The 20,620-nt window shown below is 51.3% G+C and carries 17 protein-coding genes and 4 tRNA genes; 12 read left to right on the top strand and 9 right to left on the bottom strand.

What is annotated here, in order from left to right; all coding sequences use genetic code 11:
* Positions 1-35: 35 nt before the first annotated feature.
* The 5 genes from P2G85_RS13645 to orn all read right to left on the bottom strand — a co-directional run bounded on the left by P2G85_RS13645 (position 36) and on the right by orn (position 1,156).
* Positions 36-112, bottom strand: a tRNA-Met gene (locus tag P2G85_RS13645).
* 42 nt (positions 113-154) lie between these two features.
* Positions 155-230, bottom strand: a tRNA-Gly gene (locus P2G85_RS13650).
* A 30-nt stretch (positions 231-260) separates the two neighbouring features.
* Positions 261-337, bottom strand: a tRNA-Met gene (locus tag P2G85_RS13655).
* A gap of 42 nt (positions 338-379) precedes the next feature.
* A tRNA-Gly gene (locus P2G85_RS13660) sits at positions 380-455 on the bottom strand.
* Between the two features lie 155 nt (positions 456-610).
* Positions 611-1,156 (bottom strand): oligoribonuclease, encoded by a 546-nt coding sequence (gene orn / locus P2G85_RS13665; RefSeq protein WP_275864632.1) that lies wholly within the window; start codon positions 1,154-1,156, stop codon positions 611-613.
* 126 nt (positions 1,157-1,282) lie between these two features.
* On the opposite strand from orn, the gene rsgA reads away from it, so the two are divergent.
* The 5 genes from rsgA (at position 1,283) to P2G85_RS13690 (ending at position 8,066) form a co-directional block, all read left to right on the top strand.
* Complete coding sequence (rsgA, locus tag P2G85_RS13670; RefSeq protein ID WP_275864633.1) at positions 1,283-2,347, top strand: small ribosomal subunit biogenesis GTPase RsgA; 1,065 nt, start codon at positions 1,283-1,285, stop codon at positions 2,345-2,347.
* Positions 2,348-2,446: 99 nt separating this feature from the next.
* The gene (asd, locus tag P2G85_RS13675; RefSeq protein ID WP_275864634.1) at positions 2,447-3,304 is read left to right on the top strand and encodes an archaetidylserine decarboxylase; all 858 of its coding nucleotides are present in this window, start codon (positions 2,447-2,449) and stop codon (positions 3,302-3,304) included.
* 168 nt (positions 3,305-3,472) lie between these two features.
* Positions 3,473-4,888: an SLC13 family permease gene (locus P2G85_RS13680; RefSeq protein WP_275864635.1), complete on the top strand. Its 1,416-nt coding sequence runs from the start codon at positions 3,473-3,475 to the stop codon at positions 4,886-4,888.
* 284 nt (positions 4,889-5,172) lie between these two features.
* Positions 5,173-7,053, top strand: a complete 1,881-nt coding sequence (locus P2G85_RS13685) for a methyl-accepting chemotaxis protein (RefSeq protein ID WP_275864636.1) — start codon at positions 5,173-5,175, stop codon at positions 7,051-7,053.
* Positions 7,054-7,178: 125 nt separating this feature from the next.
* Positions 7,179-8,066 carry a DMT family transporter gene (locus tag P2G85_RS13690; protein ID WP_275864637.1) on the top strand — a complete coding sequence of 296 codons (888 nt, stop codon included), beginning with the start codon at positions 7,179-7,181 and terminating at the stop codon, positions 8,064-8,066.
* A 143-nt stretch (positions 8,067-8,209) separates the two neighbouring features.
* Here P2G85_RS13690 and gpmM read toward each other — a convergent pair whose 3' ends face one another.
* Complete coding sequence (gpmM, locus tag P2G85_RS13695) at positions 8,210-9,742, bottom strand: 2,3-bisphosphoglycerate-independent phosphoglycerate mutase (protein ID WP_275864638.1); 1,533 nt, start codon at positions 9,740-9,742, stop codon at positions 8,210-8,212.
* A 456-nt stretch (positions 9,743-10,198) separates the two neighbouring features.
* Between gpmM and P2G85_RS13700 the strand changes: the two genes are divergently transcribed.
* The 5 genes from P2G85_RS13700 to P2G85_RS13720 all read left to right on the top strand — a co-directional run bounded on the left by P2G85_RS13700 (position 10,199) and on the right by P2G85_RS13720 (position 14,626).
* Positions 10,199-10,633 carry a rhodanese-like domain-containing protein gene (locus P2G85_RS13700; protein WP_275864639.1) on the top strand — a complete coding sequence of 145 codons (435 nt, stop codon included), beginning with the start codon at positions 10,199-10,201 and terminating at the stop codon, positions 10,631-10,633.
* A gap of 206 nt (positions 10,634-10,839) precedes the next feature.
* Positions 10,840-11,304 (top strand): protein-export chaperone SecB, encoded by a 465-nt coding sequence (gene secB, locus P2G85_RS13705; protein ID WP_275864640.1) that lies wholly within the window; start codon positions 10,840-10,842, stop codon positions 11,302-11,304.
* A gap of 207 nt (positions 11,305-11,511) precedes the next feature.
* Entirely contained in the window at positions 11,512-12,549 is a 1,038-nt protein-coding gene (gene gpsA, locus P2G85_RS13710; RefSeq protein ID WP_275864641.1) for an NAD(P)H-dependent glycerol-3-phosphate dehydrogenase, read from the top strand.
* A 77-nt stretch (positions 12,550-12,626) separates the two neighbouring features.
* Positions 12,627-13,448: a serine O-acetyltransferase gene (gene cysE / locus P2G85_RS13715; protein WP_275864642.1), complete on the top strand. Its 822-nt coding sequence runs from the start codon at positions 12,627-12,629 to the stop codon at positions 13,446-13,448.
* 29 nt (positions 13,449-13,477) lie between these two features.
* A complete protein-coding gene (locus P2G85_RS13720; RefSeq protein WP_275864643.1) occupies positions 13,478-14,626 on the top strand; it encodes a murein hydrolase activator EnvC in 1,149 nt (382 codons plus the stop codon).
* A 66-nt stretch (positions 14,627-14,692) separates the two neighbouring features.
* Here P2G85_RS13720 and P2G85_RS13725 read toward each other — a convergent pair whose 3' ends face one another.
* From P2G85_RS13725 to epmA, 3 genes are all read right to left on the bottom strand, one after another.
* Positions 14,693-15,649 carry a DHH family phosphoesterase gene (locus P2G85_RS13725; RefSeq protein WP_275864644.1) on the bottom strand — a complete coding sequence of 319 codons (957 nt, stop codon included), beginning with the start codon at positions 15,647-15,649 and terminating at the stop codon, positions 14,693-14,695.
* A 153-nt stretch (positions 15,650-15,802) separates the two neighbouring features.
* A complete protein-coding gene (locus P2G85_RS13730) occupies positions 15,803-16,438 on the bottom strand; it encodes a TetR/AcrR family transcriptional regulator (protein ID WP_275864645.1) in 636 nt (211 codons plus the stop codon).
* A gap of 189 nt (positions 16,439-16,627) precedes the next feature.
* A complete protein-coding gene (gene epmA / locus P2G85_RS13735) occupies positions 16,628-17,599 on the bottom strand; it encodes an elongation factor P--(R)-beta-lysine ligase (RefSeq protein WP_275864646.1) in 972 nt (323 codons plus the stop codon).
* Positions 17,600-18,041: 442 nt separating this feature from the next.
* On the opposite strand from epmA, the gene frdA reads away from it, so the two are divergent.
* Together frdA and P2G85_RS13745 are read left to right on the top strand one after the other, a co-directional pair.
* Complete coding sequence (gene frdA / locus P2G85_RS13740; RefSeq protein WP_275864647.1) at positions 18,042-19,862, top strand: fumarate reductase (quinol) flavoprotein subunit; 1,821 nt, start codon at positions 18,042-18,044, stop codon at positions 19,860-19,862.
* Positions 19,862-20,620: a succinate dehydrogenase/fumarate reductase iron-sulfur subunit gene (locus tag P2G85_RS13745; RefSeq protein WP_275864648.1), complete on the top strand. Its 759-nt coding sequence runs from the start codon at positions 19,862-19,864 to the stop codon at positions 20,618-20,620. The genes frdA and P2G85_RS13745 overlap by 1 nt, the downstream gene beginning before the upstream one ends.

Genomic DNA, 20,620 nt, shown 5'->3' on the forward strand with positions numbered 1-20,620 from the left:
GTCGCATATCAACAGCCGTTGCTATTGATGAAATTTGGTTGCGGGGGCCGGATTTGAACCGACGACCTTCGGGTTATGAGCCCGACGAGCTACCAAGCTGCTCCACCCCGCGTCCGTATTGTGCCACCGTTAGGTACGATGCAGACCATTAAACTGGAGCGACACACGAGGTTCGAACTCGTGACCTCAACCTTGGCAAGGTTGCGCTCTACCAACTGAGCTAGTGTCGCATATCAACAGCCGTTGCTATTGATGAAATTTGGTTGCGGGGGCCGGATTTGAACCGACGACCTTCGGGTTATGAGCCCGACGAGCTACCAAGCTGCTCCACCCCGCGTCCGTATTGTGTCACCGTTAAGCACGATGAAGGCTATCAAACTGGAGCGACACACGAGGTTCGAACTCGTGACCTCAACCTTGGCAAGGTTGCGCTCTACCAACTGAGCTAGTGTCGCATCAACAACGTTTCCGTCGTTTAGGGCTGCGAATTATAAGAGCATTTTTTTGTGATGCAAGTCCTTCTGGCAAAAAAACTAGTTTTTTTTATCGATCGATGAAAAAGCAAGCAAAACTATCATGAATTACAAGTGCTTGAGTCACCGCCTCACGACTAAATGTTAAAAATTGTCTCGCGATAATACTTAAGCTCAGCAATTGACTCACGGATGTCATCCAACGCCAGATGGGTACCTTGCTTGGAAAAACCATCTAAAATTTCTGGCTTCCAGCGACGGGTTAGCTCTTTCAGGGTGCTCACGTCAATATAACGGTAATGGAAATATTGCTCGAGATCCGGCATATGCTTGTACAAAAAGCGGCGATCCTGGCCAATACTGTTACCACAAATCGGTGACGCGCCTTTGGGGACCCACTTTTCAAGGAAGGCGATAGTTTGAGCCACAGCGTCTTGTTCTGAAATGGTCGAGTTATTAACTCGTTCAACCAATCCGCTGGCAGTGTGGGTATTGGTACACCACTCATCCATTTTTGCCAGTTCTGCCTCTGGTTGATGAACGGCCAATACCGGACCTTCAGCCAAAATGTTAAGCTCACTGTCGGTGACAATTGACGCAATTTCGATGATTTTGTGCACTTCAGGATCAAGTCCTGTCATCTCTAAATCAACCCAAATTAAATTTTGATCGCTAAAGGACATGGTTGCGCTGCCTATTTGTTTGTCGATAAAAAAGGTACTATACCTCAAAATACCAGAAACACGATACTTGCGTACTTGGGCAATGAGACTTAAGTAACTGGGTAAACTCATATTTAGTAAAATATTGTGGCAAAAAAGAAAAAGTTAACCAAAGGTCAGGTGCGTCGCGTACGCAGCAACCAACAAAAACGTCTTAAAAAACAGGAAGACTCTGTGCAATGGGACGAACACATGCTTGGTGCCAGCAAACAAGGTCTGGTCATCACCCGTTTTGGTCAGCACGCCGACATCGAAGATCTCGAATCGGGTGAAATCCAACGTTGTAACTTACGTCGTGGCATTGAGTCGCTGGTTTCCGGTGATCGCGTATTGTGGCGCGAAGGGCTGGAGTCGATGGCCGGTATCTCTGGCGTCGTTGAGGCGGTCGAGCCACGCAGCTCGGTCTTGACCCGCCCTGATTACTACGACGGACTCAAACCTGTCGCGGCCAATATCGACCAAATGGTGATCGTCTCTTCAGTGCTGCCAGAGCTGTCACTGAACATCATTGACCGCTACCTGATTGCTGCCGAAACCCTGCATATCGCACCATTATTGGTGCTGAATAAGGTCGATCTGCTGGAAGCCGAAGACCGCCAGCGCTATGCCGACTGGCTGGCCGAATACCAGCGCATTGGTTACCAGGTGCTGTTTGTCAGTAAGCAATCCGGGGAAGGCATCGCAGAATTAGAGCAGCATCTGCGCGAGCGCATCAATATCTTCGTCGGCCAGTCAGGGGTCGGAAAATCGAGCCTGGTCAATGCTCTGATGCCTGAACTGGAGCAAGAAGTAGAAGAAGGTGCGGTTTCTGAAACCTCGGGGCTGGGTCAGCACACCACCACAGCCGCGCGCCTGTACCACATTCCGACCGGCGGTGATCTGATCGATTCTCCGGGCGTGCGTGAATTTGGCTTGTGGCACCTGGAAGCCGACGAGGTTACCGAGGCGTTTGTCGAGTTTCGCCCTTATTTGGGTGGCTGTAAGTTCCGCGATTGTAAACACCTTGATGACCCGGGCTGCATTCTGCGTGAAGCCGTGGAAAACGGCGAGATCAGCGAGGTTCGTTTTGAAAGCTACCACCGCATTTTGGAAAGCATGGTCGAGAACAAGGCTAACCGGCAATATTCACGCAATAAAAAAGCCGATCTTTAATTGTGTGAAAATTCACCACTCAGTGCTGACAAGCTGGTGAAATTTAAGTAACATCACGCGCCTTAAAACGAGAACCTAACAGAAGTACCGGAATAAAAGATGGACAAGATTAAAGTTGGACTGCAGTACTGGATCCCACAACACGGCCTCACCCGCCTGGTGGGGAAACTGGCTTCAGCTAAGGCTGGCAGTCTGACAACCGCAGTCATTCGCTGGTTTATCAAACAATACAATGTGAACATGGATGAGGCAAAGCATTCTGATCCTAAGCACTTTCAAACATTTAACGAATTTTTCGTTCGTGAACTGAAAGATGATGCACGTCCAATCGCAGCAGGCGAAAGCGTGATCACCCACCCGGCCGACGCTTGTGTCAGCCAGTTCGGTCCGATCGAAGACGGCCAACTGATCCAGGCCAAAGGTCACAACTTCTCAGCGCAAGAGCTGCTTGGTGGTGATAAAGCACTGGCTGCAGAGTTCCAGGACGGTTCATTTGCTACGCTGTACTTGTCACCGCGTGATTACCACCGTGTCCACATGCCGTGTGACGGTACACTACGCCAGATGATTTATGTTCCGGGCGATCTGTTCTCGGTAAACCCTTTAACCGCGGAAAACGTGCCGAACTTATTTGCCCGTAACGAGCGTGTGGTGTGTATCTTCGATACAGAATTTGGCCCGCTGGCACAGGTATTGGTTGGCGCTACCATAGTCGGCAGCATCGAACAGGTTTGGGCAGGCACCATCACCCCACCGCGCGGTAACTCCGTTTACAAATGGGACTACCCAGCCGAGGGGGACAAAGCGGTAATTCTGAAGAAAGGTGAAGAAATGGGCCGCTTCAAGCTGGGCTCTACCGTGATTAACCTGTTTGCCAAAGAGGCGATTCAGTTTGATACCAGTATGGCAAATGGTAAACCGACCGTGATGGGCACACCATACGCCCACAAACTGTAAAAGCTAATAACTGGATCAGCCCTCGCAATGCGGGGGCTTTTTATTGATGAAAAACAACATTCTGTGCAAAATTTAGCCTCATTGCTTCAAACTCATACTTCCCTCTAAGTAACTAAAAGCACAATCATTTACTCTACGTTCAGGGATGAATTTGTAGAGGAACTGCCAATGCCAAAGAAGAGTCTGAACACACTGGTGAGTTTACTGGTGTGTTTTTTGATACCACTTGGTGTCTTGCTGATGCCGATCGATGCGATACCGATTGACGGCCTGACCCTAATCCAACATCGTTTACTGGCCATTTTCCTCCTTGCCGCGCTATTGTGGGTACTGGAACCGGTCCCGGTTTTTGCCACGTCGATCCTTATCATCGCCCTGGAGCTGATCATGATTTCAGACAAAGGTCTGCATCTTTTCCGTGCCCCGCCTCCGGGCCATGATCTTGGCGAACTTATCCCTTACACTGACATTTTTTCCTCTTTCTCCTCACCGATCATCATCCTGTTTATGGGAGGGTTCGCTCTGGCCATCGCCGCGTCCAAGTATGAGCTGGACAATAACCTGGCACGGGTACTGCTCAAGCCATTTGGCCACCAGCCGAAGTTCATCATGCTTGGGCTAATGCTGATCACTGCGGTGTTCTCCATGTTTATGTCCAATACCGCCACCACAGTGATGATGCTGGCATTACTTGGTCCGATTGTCGCCTCTGCGCCCAAAGGCGATCTCGGCGTCAAAGCGTTGGTACTGTGTATTCCCATCGCCGCCAATACCGGTGGGATCGCGACCCCGATTGGTACTCCGCCCAACGCCATTGCCCTGCAATATTTGACCGGTGAGAACAGCATCGATTTCCTGAGCTGGATGATGATGGGATTGCCGTTTGTCCTGGTGCAATTGAGCCTTGCCTGGCTATTGCTACAAAAACTTTTCCCCTCCAGTGAAGCGCAGATGACACTCAAGCTGGATGGTAAATTTAAACGTAGCTGGCGCGCGATGGTGGTGTACATCACCTTTGCTGTGACTATTTTGCTGTGGATGACGACCAAAGTGCACGGCATGAACACCTATGTCGTATCGATCATCCCTCTCGCTGTCTTTACCCTGACCGGCATCATGGGCAAAGAGGAACTGAAAATGATCAACTGGGATGTATTGTGGCTGGTTGCCGGCGGGATCGCCATCGGCATTGCGCTGGATAAAACCGGCTTGGCAGAAGCCCTGGCCCATGCCATTGATTATGAAGCACTGTCGCCATTCGCCGTCGTCGTGGCGTTGTCGATCGTGTGCTGGCTGATGGCCAACTTCATGTCCAACACCGCCACCGCCAACCTGCTGATGCCGATTGCGGCAGCAATTGGTACGTCAATGCCCAGCCTGGTGGCAGTTGGTGGCTTACAGGGCCTGCTGGTTGTGGTCGCCTTCTCCGCCTCACTCGGAATGATTTTACCGGTATCCACACCACCTAACTCTCTTGCCTACTCTACCGGTCTGATCGAAAGCAAAGACATGGCTAAAGTGGGGCTGATTATCGGCTTAGTTGGCCTGGTGATTGTCTATGGTGCCGTTCTGGTTCTCACTTAGTTCCCTTGGCTGCGATGGCATATTGCTATTGCAGTCTCTTCAATTTAAGTGGCCAATATTTGGGCACGACATCACAGTCGCCAATAAATTCTCACTCACCAATATGAAACATGTTTATAATTAGCCGTCATGAACACAAATTCAACAATAATACTTAATTTCAACCAGATCGTGCCGATAAAGCAGCCATAGCTTTTGATGTCGCCAACCACACCTGAATCGTCTTAAGCCATTAATATTAAAACATTTGCTGTCGATCTTTTTGTCTATTCTGAGGTAAGGCAATGAGAAATACCATTAAACTAAAGATCCAGATTGCGATTGCAATCATTATCGCCATTGTCAGTGGCGTGCAAGCCTGGAACTCCATCTCCCAGTTAAAACAAGAAACCACCGAAGGAATCAATCGTGAGTTAACCAATGTGAGTGCTGCCACCAGCCGTTATATCAGTAGCTGGTTAGACACGCGCAGCGCAATGATGCTCGCGAACGAAGCGCGGATCGCCAGTGGGCAAAATACTGACCGTGAAATGCTTGTCACCAAAACATCGGGTAACTTTTTATCTGTCTATGTCGGTTTTGACGACGGCAGCATTGCCTATGGTGATAAAACTGAGGAGTGGCCGGAAAACTACGATCCCCGCACCCGCCCTTGGTACCAAGAAGCCATGCGCCGGCAGGAACTGGTACTCACCGCCCCATATGTCGATACCACCGGCAGTGTGGTAGTGAGCTTTGCCAAGGCATTCAGCCAGGCAAGAACAGGGGTGCTTGCCGCTGACCTGACCGTAACCAATATCATTGATGAAGTGCTAAGCGTCAAGCTCGACAATGATGGATTTGCCTTCCTGGTTGACGGTAACAACACCATCGTCGCCTACCAGGATGCCAACCTGAGCCAGCAACCACTAACAACACTTAACCCTCAGCTTACTGACGGTTACATGGAGGAGCTGGTGCAGTCAGCAAAAATTCATACGATAAGCTGGCCAAAACAAGGGGACAAAGTGCTGTATGTGACCAACATTCCTAATACGGACTGGTCACTCGGCATCGCAGTCGACAAGTCTCTCGCTTATGCGTCAGTCTCAGCACAAATTACCTTCACCACCATTGCTTCTATCGTACTGTATTTACTCATTGCCGCCATCAGTACCCTGGTAATTACGCGTTTGTTAAAACCACTGCAAACCTTATCCAACGCCTTGGAAGAACTGTCTCAGGGGCAAGGCGATTTGACACAACGCATTGAGATCGAGCGCATGGACGAGATTGGTGAACTGGCGACCCATGTCAACCAATTCCTGGCACAGATGCAGTCAATGCTAAAAGGCATTGTTGAAAACAGCCGGCAGCTTTCTGAACAGGCCAACCAGGCCAACGAGCTTTCGAGCATGGCAGCAGAGCGGGTGGAGAACCAGCAAAACGATGTTAACCAGATCGCCACCGCGATCCATGAAATGTCCGCCACCGCAGCCGAGGTCGCCAGTCATGCGGAGCTGACCGCAAGCGCTTCACAAAACTCAGCGTCAGCCTGTCAGGACGGCCAATTAGTGATTCAGAAGAACCGTGAATCCATTGTTGAACTGGCGCAGCAGGTCAGCGACGCCGCTAATGTGATCTCTGAACTGGAGTCAAACGCGCAGAGCATCAACCAGATCTTGTCTACCATTCAGGGTATTGCCGAGCAAACCAACTTACTGGCACTTAATGCCGCCATTGAAGCGGCACGCGCGGGAGAGCAAGGCCGTGGTTTTGCTGTGGTCGCCGATGAAGTACGCGTTCTCAGCCAGCGCACCCATGGCTCAACCGAAGAAATTCGCACCATGATCGAAACGCTGCAAGGCAACACCAAACTGGCAGTCAACAGCATGCAAACCAGCACCGGTCTGGCGGATACCAGTGTCGAGTATGCTCAGCAAGCTTATGACCGCCTGAGCCGCATTACGACGGCTATTACCGAGATCAACGACATGGCCATGCAGATCGCCAGTGCCGCAGAAGAGCAGCGCGCAGTAAGTGAAGACATCAGCCGCAACACCCAGGGCATTAAGGACGATGCCGACGTCATTGCCGGGCAAGCGCTGAAGAGCAATGAAGGTTCACGGCAAATGTATGATACCGCCAATACCATGCGAGACAATATCAGTCGCTTTAAAGTCTGATGTCCTTTTTAAAAGCAGCTCATTGAGCTGCTTTTTTTTATTGCGCCCCATTCACAGCTTTGCCATCCAGAATATTTCATGCATATTAAAGCCTCTATCCCACTCAACAAGGACGCTGTTCAATTATGGGCTACGAATGGCTCGCTCTGGCTGCCGCTTTTCTCTGGGCAGTTTCCAGCCTCATTTCAGTAATTCCCGCCCAGCACCTGGGGGCCTTTTCTTACAGCCGCTGGCGGATGGGGTGCACGGCGGTGATCCTCTCGACGATGGCCTGGCTCACCGGGGGGTGGCTGAGTGTGTCAAGCCAGCATGTTCTGCCTATGATGGCATCCGGCCTGGTCGGTATTTTTGTCGGTGATACCGCACTGTTTGCCTGCCTGAACCGCATGGGGCCACGGCAGGCAGGGTTACTGTTCTCCTGCCATGCGGTATTCTCAGCCGCTTTAGGCTACTTCTTGTTCAGTGAAAGTATGACTGCGCCGGAGCTGTTTGGGGCCGCTTTGGTATTTGGCGGCGTGGTGATGGCAATCTTCTTCGGTCGTCGCGGGCACACCAGCAACGCTTTAGAAGAGATCAAAGGCAATGTCTGGCTCGGTGTCGGCCTGGGGCTGCTTGCCGCACTGTGCCAAGCTCTTGGCGGAATTATTGCCAAACCAGTGATGCTGACCAACATCGATCCGGTCGCCGCGTCGGCGATGCGCATGATCAGCGCCTTTGTGGCCCATTGCCTGCTGTTACTGCTTGGCGTCAAGGTGGCGCGCGCCACCCAAAGGATCTCATGGAAAGTATTTGCGATTACGGCTCTGAATGGCTTTTTGGCTATGGCAGTGGGTATGACCTTAATCTTGTATGCCCTGCGTGAAGGCAATGTCGGTATGGTGGCCCTACTGTCTTCGACCACGCCGATCATGCTGCTGCCGTTGCTGTGGATATACACCAGGAAACGCCCGAACCGCTTTGCCTGGCTTGGGGCACTGCTCGCCGTTATTGGCAGCGGCATTTTGCTTCAGTAACAGATGAATACCAACCGACAACGCCGTTATCAGCGGTTTTGACCAGAAAGAATGATCAGATACTTATCCAGCTTGATATAAAACCGCAGAAACGAAAAAGCCCGAGCTAAGCTCGGGCTTGGATGATTCAGGATAGTGGCTGATTACTTAACCAGAACTTCACCTGTCATTTCTGCTGGGATCTCCAGACCAGTCAAAGCAAGCATGGTTGGCGCCAGATCAGACAATTTACCGCCTTCTTTGAACTCAACCTGTTTGTCACCCACGTAAATTAGCGGTACTGGCAGGTTAGTGTGCGCAGTGTGGGTACCGCCGGTTTCCGGGTCTACCATCATTTCTGCGTTACCGTGGTCAGCAGTGATCAGCATTTGACCGCCCACTTCTTCAATCGCAGCAACGATTTTAGCCACGCAGGCGTCGATCGCTTCGATCGCTTGCTCGGCGGCTTCGTAAACGCCAGTGTGACCGACCATATCTGGGTTCGGGTAGTTACAGATGATCGTGTCGTACTTACCAGACTTGATAGCGGCTACCATTTTTTCAGTTAGCTCTTCAGAACTCATCTCTGGCTGTAGGTCGTAAGTGGCTACTTTTGGAGAAGCAACCAGTTGACGCTCTTCGCCTTCAAACTCGTTCTCAACGCCACCGTTGAAGAAGAAGGTTACGTGGGCGTATTTCTCAGTTTCAGAGATACGTAGCTGAGTTTTGCCTTGCTTAGATAGCCACTCACCGTAAGTGTTCTCTAGAGACGCTGGTGGGAATGCGACTGCCAGAGGGATGTCTGCAGCATATTGCGTTAGCATTACAAAGTTAATTGCCGGGAATACCGCGCGCTCGAAACCATCAAATGCAGGTACGAAAGTACGCGTGATTTGACGTGCACGGTCTGCACGGTAGTTCATGAAGATCACCGCATCGCCATCTGCAATAACAGCATCTTCCTGACCTTCAGCTTTGATCGCTGTTGCTTTAACGAACTCATCGTTCTCTTCACGTGCGTATGCCGCTTCAAGGCCAGCAACCGCAGAATCGTAAGTGAACTCTGCTTTGCCTTGAGTAAGCAGATCGTATGCTACCTGTACGCGATCCCAGTTGTTGTCACGGTCCATTGCGTAGTAACGGCCCACCAGAGAAGCCACGCGGCCTTTACCTAGTTTAGCGAATAGCTCGTCAAAACGTTTTAGTGAGTTCTCTGCACTACGTGGCGGAGTATCACGGCCGTCCAGGAAGCAGTGCAGGTAGATTTTTTCCGCGCCACGTGCCGCTGCCATTTCAACCGCTGCGTAGATGTGATCTTCGTGAGAGTGTACGCCACCAGGAGACATCAGGCCCATGATGTGTACTGCTTTTTCAGCTTTAACCGCAGCATCAATCGCTTCAACCAGCGCCGGAGTTTCAGCAAACTCACCGTCAGCGATAGATTTGGTGATACGAGTTAGATCCTGGTAGACCACGCGACCAGCACCAATGTTAGTGTGACCAACTTCTGAGTTACCCATTTGACCATCAGGCAGACCCACGTCCATACCTGAAGCAGAGATTAGAGTGTTAGGGTTGTTAGCAAACAGACCGTCTAAAACAGGCGTTTTTGCATTCGCGATCGCGTTGCTTGCTGTGTCTTCACGGTGACCGTAACCGTCAAGAATAACTAGAGCCATTGGCTTCTTAGCTGACATAGTGATGACCTCGTCAAATTTAAGTAACTTTCGGTGCAGAGCGGAAGAGCCCCTTCTCACCTTGAAACAAAACTAGCGTAATTTTACTACACTTTTTAACCAAAACTGTAGGTTAAGATCAAATAATGTTTGCGATTTAATGTTGCTATCTTACAAGCTGGTCAGCAAACGTGTTTTCAAGCATAGCCACTTTCACCGCGCTTTGTACACTAAAGCGCTCCAGTCAGACCTGCCGGGTTATTGTGGCTGACCTGCCACCCATAAAGAAGCCAGCGCTACCTATTAGTCTCATTGGAAAAAACGATAACAGCTGTCAGGCCCGGACCAAAATCAGACAAGAATGGCAATCTGCCAGATCCCAATTATTAGTTAGAAAATTTTAACCCTCTCGCTTAAGGCGAGTAACCTCGCTATACTCCTGCTTTATTTTTTCACCAATAGTGTAGAGCTCAAGACATGCAAGAGTACTTTGAATTTTTCCAACAAAACACGATTCTCTCTTTAGTGTGGGTCGGCCTGGTAATTGCCCTTATCATAAACATCGTGAAGTCTGCTACTGCGGCCTACAAAGAAATCGACGTGAACCAAATGACGCATCTTATCAACCGTGAAAACGGTGTGGTGCTGGATATCCGTACCAAAGATGAGTTCAAAAAAGGTCACATCACTGACTCAGTTCACATTTTGCCGTCTGAAATCAAAGCCGGTAACGTCGCCAGCCTTGAAAACCACAAATCAGACCCAATCATTGTGGTATGCAAAACGGGCCAAACCGCGCAAGAAAGCGCTAACCTGCTCGCCAAAGCAGGCTTTGCTAATGTCAACCTGCTGAAAAACGGTTTGGTTGCCTGGAACGAAGCGAACCTGCCACTGATCCGCGGCAAAAAATAAAGGACGCGGTAAAAACGTAGTTTTGCCAGGCTTGGCGGGCTTAAACTGAGCAAATAGAAAGCGGTTGAAGCGCTAAGATGTGACACTTTGCACGTAATACGCGCTTCATCTAGTGTTTGTAAATTGACTCGGTTAGTCTCAGAACAAAGAGCATTTCTGGGGTTAGTGTTTACTAAACCCAACATACGATTATTAAGGATTTAAAAATGGCTGAAGCAGCACCACAAGCAGCACAACAAAACTTCGCAATTCAACGTATCTTCCTAAAAGACCTGTCTTTTGAAGCGCCAAACTCACCAGCAGTTTTCCAAAAAGAGTGGAAACCAGATGTAAAACTGGATCTAGACACGCAAAGCCGTGAGCTGGGTGAAGGCGTTTACGAAGTAATTCTGCGTCTGACTGTCACAGTGAAAAACGAAGAAGAGACCGCATTCCTGTGTGAAGTGCAACAAGGTGGTATCTTCACTGCTGAGCAGATGGAAGCAGGCCAACTGGCGCATTGCCTGGGTGCCTTCTGCCCGAACATCCTATTCCCTTACGCTCGTGAGACTATCTCTGGCCTGGTAGTTAAAGGTACTTTCCCACAACTGAACCTTGCACCGGTTAACTTTGATGCCCTGTTCATGAACTACCTTCAGCAGCAAGCTCAGCAAGACGAAGCTAAAGCGTAATTCAAATCAAGCGAGTGACGTGTTGCGTAAACCTGCGTAACGCGGGACACAGCACGAAGCTCAAAAATGCACAAAGCGCCCGCCACCGGGATGCGTTGTGCATTTTTTTCTTTCTGACATCAGGCTCTAGTTCCTAACCTCTAGAAATCGTAAAATCTGGTGATTATGAACTAGATTCTACTAGTAGCAAGACTATCAGGCGGTAGCATGACACAAGCAAAATCACACAATGCCTACGGAAAAGACATTGCAATGACGGTTATTGGCGCAGGCTCGTACGGCACCTCATTGGCAATTTCACTGGCACGTAACGGTAGCAACGTAGTCCTGTGGGGACACGAGCCGGAGCATATGGCACGCCTGGAAGCCGATCGGGCCAACCACGAGTTTCTGCCGGGAGTGGATTTCCCAGAAAGCTTAATCGTTGAGTCCGATCTTGAGAAAGCCGTCCAGGCCAGCCGGGATCTGCTGGTTGTCGTGCCAAGCCACGTGTTTGGCATTGTTCTGAACAGCCTCAAACCATACCTGCGAGAGGATAGCCGTATTTGTTGGGCGACGAAGGGCCTGGAACCGGATACCGGCCGCCTGCTCAAAGATGTCGCACATGACATCCTCGGCGCACAGTATTCACTGGCCGTTTTGTCAGGGCCAACCTTTGCTAAAGAGCTGGCGATGGGCCTGCCAACAGCCATCTCGGTCGCATCCCCTGATGCGCAGTTTGTCGTGGATCTGCAAGAAAAAATCCACTGCAGCAAAACATTCCGTGTCTATGCCAACAGTGACTTTACCGGCATGCAGCTTGGCGGAGCGGTGAAAAATGTCATCGCCATCGGCGCAGGTATGTCCGACGGCATTGGATTTGGCGCCAATGCCCGCACCGCCTTGATCACTCGCGGGCTGGCTGAAATGAGCCGCCTCGGTGCCGCTCTGGGAGCACAACCAGAAACCTTTATGGGTATGGCAGGTCTGGGCGATCTGGTGCTGACTTGCACCGATAACCAGTCACGCAACCGCCGTTTTGGTTTAGCCCTGGGTCAGGGTAAAGATGTGGATACCGCCCAGCAAGAAATTGGTCAGGTGGTCGAAGGTTACCGCAACACCAAAGAAGTCTGGCTGCTGTCCCAGCGTATGGGAGTTGAGATGCCGATTGTTGACCAAATTTATCAAGTATTGTATCAAGGAAAAGATGCCCGCCTGGCAGCACAAGATTTACTGGCTCGCGACAAGAAAGCCGAAGGTAAGTAACGCTCAGCTTCATTTAGCGTCTCCGCTGAGCAGAAAGAAGTAGTCGGGTCACGGATGAACCACTCAGGATATTGAGAATGAAACACTGCGAAAAACAGAAAGTCTGGCACAAAATAGTGGCAGAAGCCCGCGAAATGTCTGAGCAAGAGCCGATGCTGGCCAGCTTTTATCATGCCACCATCATCAAGCATGACAGTTTATGCGCCGCACTCAGCTACATTCTGGCCAACAAACTCAACACCGCCTCTATGCCAGCGATGGCCGTGCGCGAGGTAGTAGAAGAAGCATTCGCTGCCGACCCCACCATCACCGATGGTGCCGCGTGCGACATTTGTGCAACCGTCAACCGTGACCCGGCGGTGGCGATGTATTCAATCCCGCTGTTGTACCTGAAAGGCTACCATGCCCTGCAAGGCTATCGTGTGGCAAACTGGCTGTGGAAACAGGGCCGTCATGCCCTGGCTACCTACCTGCAGAACCAGATTTCAGTGGCCTGTCAGGTCGATATTCACCCGGCGGCCCGTATTGGCAGTGGCATCATGCTCGACCACGCTACAGGCATCGTGATTGGTGAAACCGCCGTGGTTGAAAATGACGTCTCGATTTTGCAGGACGTAACATTAGGCGGTACCGGGAAAGAGAGCGGTGACCGGCACCCGAAAATCCGCGAAGGGGTGATGATTGGTGCCGGAGCCAAAATTCTTGGTAATATTGAAGTCGGTGAAGGTGCGAAGATTGGTTCGTGTTCCGTGGTATTGCAGGCGGTTCCGCCCCATACCACTGTCGCAGGGGTACCGGCAAAAATTGTTGGCCGGCCGAAAACCGACAAGCCATCGCTGGATATGGATCAGGGCTTTAATGGCAAATCGCAAAGCTTTATCCACGGAGATGGCATTTAAGCACTCTCCTCGGTTCACTTAACATTGATGTGGCAGGTAATTCTCAGGTGAAAAATATAAATCACGCGCTGTTCCGTTCGACGCTGTTAATCACTTGCGCATTATCTGCCTGCCCCCCACCCACGGCCTTCGCCGCCAGTCAACAAGAGCTGAAAGGCGTCACCAGCGAGATCAGCCGGCAGAAGCAATCCATCTCCTCACAGGAACAACAGCTGAATAAGCTGCAAAAATCCCTCAAGGATCAGGAGCTGGGTATTGTCCGGCTGGAAAAGGCGATCGCCCAAAGCAAAACGGACTTAACCAAGACCAAGCGTAACATCAGTCAACTGGAAGAAAAGATCTCCCGTCAGGAAGCCCGTCGCCAGCAGCAGGAACAAGAGCTGAAACAGCTGCTGCAAACGTATTACCTGACCCAACGCGCCAAAGCCAATGGACACCTGCTCAACCAAGGCATTGAGGAAGATCGCATCAGCCAGTATTTCCAGCATCTGGCCAAAGCGCGGGCCAAAGTCATCAAAGAGATGACCGACACCAGCGAAGCACTGGCTCACAACAAACAGCAGCTTGAGCTGGAAAAAGCCCAGATGGAAACCCTGTTGACCCAACAGTCAAACAAACGCAGCCAACTGGCCGGCACGCAAGCACAACGCCAGAAAACACTCAGCAAAATCCAGAGCAGCATTAAAAATGATCAACGCTATCTGGCGGAGTTGCAACGCAATGAAACCCGCCTGAAAGCCGAGATCGCCAAGGCCGCCAAACGTAACGCGGTGCCGATGGATGGCCTGAGTAAACAGAAAGGCAAACTGCCCTGGCCGATCAAAGGACGGGTATTGCACAGCTTTGGCTCCCGCCAGACCGGGCAAATCAACTGGAAAGGTATGGTGCTGACGGCCGATTATGGCGAACAGGTCAAGGCGGTCTACCCCGGCACTGTGGTGTTTGCCGAATACCTGCGTGGTTACGGCCTGGTCGTATTGCTCGATCATGGCAAAGGCGACATGACCCTGTATGGCTATAATCAAGCCCTGACCAAAAAAGAAGGGGACAAAGTCACGGCCGGTGAAGTGATCGCCCTGGCCGGCGATACCGGCGGTCAGGACAGAGCGTCACTGTATTTTGAAATCCGCCGCAACAGTGAAGCACAAAATCCAAAATCCTGGTTAAAACGGCTGTAATCCACTGCCCAGCCTGGAAAAAACGCCGATGGCGCCCTTGGGCGATGGGTTCTTCCCCCGGTGCAATCAGGCATAGTAAATCTCAACCGCATCAATAAACCCACTGATGTCCTCTTTCTTCAGCGCATTAACTCCGGCCGCGGCTTCCCGCCCTCCTCCGGTCGGAAACTGGCTGCAAACCGCAGCAGCCCCATGTTTATTATTCAGCGGGGCACGCAAAGAAACAGTGTAACGGCCATCCGGATTTTCCGTTAATACGGCATGGGCAGCGTCCGGATTTTGGTTTGCCAGCCAGTTACCATACACACCACTAATACGCCGTGACGCCGCGTCATTTGGCAGCACAAACAGCTGCAATTTGTCGCTGGCATACGTCACGGGCACCGATAATGCGCTTTCCAAATCGGCCTGGTAAGCGGCTTGCAGGGTATAAAACGGGGAGGCCGGATCGGCGATCACCTCTAATGGCGAGAGATAGTGACGCAAAGCGTGATAAAGGTCTGCAGGGTGATAATGTAAATCTGCGACCGTTGTGCCGTAACCATTGTAGTTAATCAAGGTACCCAGCTGTTTCAGCTGCATCTTTTGCTCAGCACTGAGCCCTGCCTGATCGGCCAGTTCATCGGCTGTTGCGATCAGGTTATCACCGTAGGCAGCCGTGATGGCCCATAGGTGGTATTGCCGATCCAGCAGCTGGTCAATAATCAATGCGGTACAAGTGTTGGCATCCAGGTCGATGTGCGCCTGCAGATTGGAATGCTGCGGAATAACCCCGGCTTTATGGTGATCAGCATAGAAAACCTGCGCACCCTGCGCCAGCGCCTGCGATAAAGCGGTGATATTCTTTTCCATAGATATATCGAGTATGGTCAGGCTATCCCCGGCTCCGGCCTTAACCTTTTCCACCAGTTGAATGTCTCGCTTGACGCCCGTCACTAATTGCGCCGCTCTCGGACAGGCAAAGCGCAGCTGCAACAAAGCAATGATGCCATCCGCATCACCATTAAAAATGTCGTAATCCATGGCGCGATAGTTCCTTTATCTTCCGTGCTGCCAGCTATTGTGCGTAAGTGGGCCAACAAGTCAACCAACACAGCCATCGACCAAGCCAACTAACCATCGGTGCCTGGCGCCAATGGTATCCGTTCAGAGATCAAGAAAAAGGCCGGCTGACTGTTAGCCCGGCAGCTGGCCCATCGACTCCTCCAGCAGTTCGAGTTGCTCCAGGCCTTGTTCACTGGCCAGGGGCTTGACCACGGTAAGCATCTGTAACATCCCCTGTTTGACCATTTGCTCAGTGATCATCGTCTTGGGTGACATCGCCGCCTGATAAGCGAGCCAGCTACAGGCAATCAGATGCAGTGTGCGCACCAAGGATGTCAGCTGTTGCTGATCCACTTCCAGCAGCTCAAGATCGACGAACTCCTGCACGATGACGATCAAGTTGGCCTGCAGTTTCTCTTGAACTTTGATGTAGTCTTCATGTAACTGTGCATCCCGCGATAAAATCTCCGGCAGATTGGCGTAGAAAAAGCGGTATTTCCACATCAGGGTAAAAATCGAGTCCAGGTAACTTTTCAGCATCGTCAGGCTCTCCTGAGCACCTTGGATGGGGGTAAACCTCTCCAGTAACTCACTGGAGTAGAGAGTGAAAATCTCGCGCACTATCTCTTGCTTATTACGAAAGTGGTAGTAAAGATTCCCCGGGCTGATTTCAATATACTCAGCAATATGGTTGGTGGTGATATTGCGTTCACCATGCTGGTTGAACAACTCCAATGCCGCATAGACGATCTTCTCGCGCGTTTTCATCGTAATTCCATTCTTTCGCTTCTGACTTTTCGAGTATAGCGACTTCGCCTGGCCAGATCGATAAGGGCTCCCGATACAATAACATAACAGACCAGTTTGAACGCCACCGGCTCTGCCGACACTCCCCCACAAAGCACTGTACGCGGCATGGCCAGCAAAGCACACTGCTTGTTGGGGAATTAACGTCCTTTAGGCGATCGGAAACGGAAAAGCCGTCACCTGATCGATATGATCACAACCAAGCGCCAGCATAATCAGGCGGTCAACGCCGAGCGCTACGCCAGCACATTCCGGCAACCCTGCCTCCAGCGCCGCAATCAGATGGCGATCAATCGGCTGCGGCGCCAGGCCCATTTCGACCCGCTTCGCGTTGTCTTGTTCAAACCGGGCCAACTGTTCGGCCGGGTTATCCAGCTCATGGAAACCGTTGGCCAGTTCGATACCTTTAAAATAGACCTCAAAGCGATCCGCCACCCGTGGGTCCTGGGAATTAAGTTTCGCCAGCGCCGCCTGCGAAGCCGGGAAATCATACACAAAGGCGGGTACTTGCTGGCCGATCTTGTTTTCCACCCCAACGCTAAACAGCAATTGCAGCAAAGTATCACGATCTTGCTCTGGCTCGGCGATGTCACTCAAACCGAGTTGGCCCGCCACCAGTTTAAGTTCTTCCATCGAGCCTTCCAGCGGGCAAACGCCAAGCACATTGATAAAGGCTTGCTGATAAGTCATTCGCTCTGCGGCTGTGCAGCCAAGTACCAACTGTAACAGCACATCCATTTCATCCATCAGTTGGTGATGGTCGAAGCCAACCCGGTACCATTCCAACATGGTAAACTCCGGATTATGGTAGCGGCCGTTTTCCTCATTACGGAAAGCTTTATTGATTTGATAGATACTGCCACTGCCGGCCGCCAGCAACCGCTTCATGTGGAACTCCGGACTGGTCATAAAATACAGCTTACGCCCGTCGGCATAACCCGGCCCGACAAACTCAGTTTGGAAGGTATGCAGATGAACGTCCGTCACCGTCGCATGGCTCATTGCTGGTGTATCCACTTCCAGCACGTTTCGCTCGGCAAAGAAATGACGGATCTGACCAATAAGGCCAGCGCGTTGTCGTAATTGTTCTATCGATGCAGTTGGTCGCCATTCGGCACACATAAAAAGATCCCCAAAACTCAACAGGTTGAAAAGGCTATTTTGACATGCTTCGTGTAACGCGACGAGAGGGAATTCACCCTCCGCTCGGCCAAGCGGCCCTGGGTGAGAATCCAGCCAGTTATGAAGCGTACATTTCACGTATTACAACACAAAGAACCTAGCTGATTGCTTTCTCATTAATGACATAAATGTGGTGCAACAGGCCGGTAACATGACCGGTATTTATGTTTATACGGCAACCGTTTCTTGCCGTGATAACAGTCACATAACCTATATTTTCTATGACCTTGTGTGCATTACCGAAGCAAAAACCTAATTACATCAATTTTTCTGCCATGCCCGTCCTCTACACTACCGCTAATACTTTTGGGGGAGCCGCTATCGCTGCGCCCCCGCACTCACTATAACAAGCGGATTTCCGCACACACACTGGAGGATAACTGTGCAAACTATCACCACAGATATCGCAGTCATCGGCGCCGGCGGCGCTGGTCTTCGTACTGCTATTGCAGCGGCAGAGGCAAACCCAGACTTAGAAGTCGCTCTGATTTCTAAAGTTTATCCAATGCGTTCCCACACGGTTGCTGCAGAGGGTGGCTCCGCAGCAGTTATCAAGGATGAGGATAGCCTGGACAACCACTTCAACGACACCGTTGGCGGGGGCGACTGGCTATGTGAACAGGATGTAGTTGAATACTTTGTTGAGAACTCAACTCGCGAAATGATCCAGATGGAGCAGTGGGGCTGCCCATGGAGCCGTAAAGAGAACGGCGAGGTCAACGTCCGCCGCTTTGGTGGTATGAAGGTTGAGCGTACCTGGTTCGCGGCAGATAAAACCGGCTTCCACATGCTGCATACCCTATTCCAGACCTCAATGAAGTACAGCAACATCAAACGCTTTGACGAGTACTTCGTGGTGGATCTGCTTGTTGATGACGGTGAAGTGCAAGGCCTGATCGCCATCCACATGTCGGAAGGTGAACTGGTCACCATCAAGGCTAAATCGGTCGTGCTGGCCACCGGTGGTGCGGGCCGTGTTTACCACTGCAACACCAATGGTGGTATCGTCACCGGCGACGGTATGGCGATGGCTTACCGTCATGGTGTTCCGCTACGTGATATGGAGTTTGTTCAGTACCACCCGACCGGCTTGCCTGGCACCGGTATCCTGATGACCGAGGGTTGTCGTGGTGAAGGCGGTATCATTGTCAACAAAGATGGTTACCGTTACCTGCAAGATTACGGCATGGGGCCTGAGACTCCTGTCGGTGAGCCGAAAAACAAATACATGGAGCTGGGTCCGCGTGACAAAGTTTCTCAGGCTTTCTGGCATGAACAGCAAAAAGGCAACACCATCAAACACCCGCTTGGCGATGTAGTGCATCTGGACCTTCGCCATCTGGGTGAAGAGTACCTGCAAGAGCGTCTGCCGTTCATCTGCGAGCTGGCTAAAGCCTACGTCAACGTAGATCCAGCCAAAGAGCCAATTCCAATTCGCCCGACCGTTCACTACACCATGGGGGGGATTGAAACCAACGGCGTCTGTGAAACGCGGATTAAAGGCCTGTTTGCCGTCGGTGAATGTGCGTCTGTGGGTCTGCATGGCGCCAACCGCCTGGGTTCAAACTCACTGGCAGAGTTCGTCGTGTTTGGCCGCGTAGCCGGTGAGCAGGCGGTGAAACGCGCCGCAGAATTCAAAGGCTGGAACGAGGAGTCTATCGCCGCTCAAGTTAAAGCGGTGGAAGAACGTATCACTGCGCTGCTGGATCAGGAAGGTGATGAAAACTGGGCCGACATCCGTACTGAAATGGGTCACACCATGGAAGCTGGCTGTGGTATCTACCGCCAAGAAGACTTGATGCAAGCCACCATCGACAAAATCACCGAACTGAAAGAACGCTACAAGCGCATCAGCATCAAAGACAAAGGTAAAGTATTCAACACTGACCTGCTGTACGCTATCGAAGTTGGCTACGGCCTGGAAGTGGCAGAAGCGATGGTGCACTCCGCGATTTTGCGTAAAGAGTCTCGCGGTGCCCACCAACGTCTCGACGAGGGTTGTACAGAGCGTGATGATGTGAACTTCCTTAAGCACTCGCTGGCTTTCTTCCAAGAAGATTCCGCACCAAGTATTGACTACAGCAATGTGACCATCACGAAGTCACAACCGAAAGCCCGTCTGTACGGTGAAGCAGCAGAGAAAGCGGCAGCGGAAGAAAAAGCTGCCGAAGCAGAAGCGAAGAACTCAGAGGAGCAAGCATAATGTCAGCCAATCGTATTCAAAAAGTCGACATTCTGCGTTATGACCCAGAGAAAGACGCAGAGCCGCATTTACAAACCTTCGAAGTGCCCTTTGATGAAACCATGTCCGTGCTTGACGCGATTGGCTACATCAAAGACAACCTGGATAAAGATCTCTCCTACCGCTGGTCTTGCCGGATGGCGATTTGCGGCTCATGCGGCATCATGGTCAACGGCGTGCCGAAACTGGCCTGTAAGAGCTTCCTGCGTGACTACCCGGATGGGCTGACCATCGAACCGCTGGCCAACTTCCCGATCGAGAAAGACCTGATTGTCGACATGACGCCGTTCATCGAGCGTCTGGAAGCGATCAAACCTTACATTATCGGTAACGACCGTAAACCAGAAGATGGCACCAACCTGCAAACGCCGGAACAGATGGCGAAGTATAAGCAGTTTGCCGCCTGTATCAACTGTGGCCTGTGCTACGCAGCATGTCCTCAGTTTGGTCTCAATCCGGAGTTCATCGGCCCGGCAGCACTGACACTGGCGCACCGCTACAACCTCGACAGCCGTGACAACGGTAAAGCAGAACGAATGGCACTGATCAACGGTGAAAACGGCGCATGGGGCTGTACCTTCGTCGGTTACTGCTCTGAAGTGTGTCCGAAGAGCGTCGATCCTGCGGCAGCGGTCAACCAGGGCAAAGTAAAATCATCAATGGATTTCGTTATTGCGATGCTAAAGCCTGATGGCAAACCAGTCAAAGAGGAGGCATGA

It is taken from the genome of Vibrio sp. CAU 1672 (genome assembly GCF_029223195.1).
Classification (GTDB): domain Bacteria; phylum Pseudomonadota; class Gammaproteobacteria; order Enterobacterales; family Vibrionaceae; genus Vibrio.

Excerpts from the sequence above, each read along its gene's own strand:
- orn (WP_275864632.1), bottom strand. The coding sequence starts at position 1,156 with ATGTCCTTTAGCGATCAAAATTTAATTTGGGTTGATTTAGAGATGACA.
- asd (WP_275864634.1), top strand. The coding sequence starts at position 2,447 with ATGGACAAGATTAAAGTTGGACTGCAGTACTGGATCCCACAACACGGC.
- P2G85_RS13680 (WP_275864635.1), top strand. The coding sequence starts at position 3,473 with ATGCCAAAGAAGAGTCTGAACACACTGGTGAGTTTACTGGTGTGTTTT.
- P2G85_RS13685 (WP_275864636.1), top strand. The coding sequence starts at position 5,173 with ATGAGAAATACCATTAAACTAAAGATCCAGATTGCGATTGCAATCATT.
- P2G85_RS13690 (WP_275864637.1), top strand. The coding sequence starts at position 7,179 with ATGGGCTACGAATGGCTCGCTCTGGCTGCCGCTTTTCTCTGGGCAGTT.
- gpmM (WP_275864638.1), bottom strand. The coding sequence starts at position 9,742 with ATGTCAGCTAAGAAGCCAATGGCTCTAGTTATTCTTGACGGTTACGGT.
- P2G85_RS13700 (WP_275864639.1), top strand. The coding sequence starts at position 10,199 with ATGCAAGAGTACTTTGAATTTTTCCAACAAAACACGATTCTCTCTTTA.
- secB (WP_275864640.1), top strand. The coding sequence starts at position 10,840 with ATGGCTGAAGCAGCACCACAAGCAGCACAACAAAACTTCGCAATTCAA.
- gpsA (WP_275864641.1), top strand. The coding sequence starts at position 11,512 with ATGACACAAGCAAAATCACACAATGCCTACGGAAAAGACATTGCAATG.
- cysE (WP_275864642.1), top strand. The coding sequence starts at position 12,627 with ATGAAACACTGCGAAAAACAGAAAGTCTGGCACAAAATAGTGGCAGAA.
- P2G85_RS13725 (WP_275864644.1), bottom strand. The coding sequence starts at position 15,649 with ATGGATTACGACATTTTTAATGGTGATGCGGATGGCATCATTGCTTTG.
- P2G85_RS13730 (WP_275864645.1), bottom strand. The coding sequence starts at position 16,438 with ATGAAAACGCGCGAGAAGATCGTCTATGCGGCATTGGAGTTGTTCAAC.
- epmA (WP_275864646.1), bottom strand. The coding sequence starts at position 17,599 with ATGTGTGCCGAATGGCGACCAACTGCATCGATAGAACAATTACGACAA.
- P2G85_RS13745 (WP_275864648.1), top strand. The coding sequence starts at position 19,862 with ATGTCAGCCAATCGTATTCAAAAAGTCGACATTCTGCGTTATGACCCA.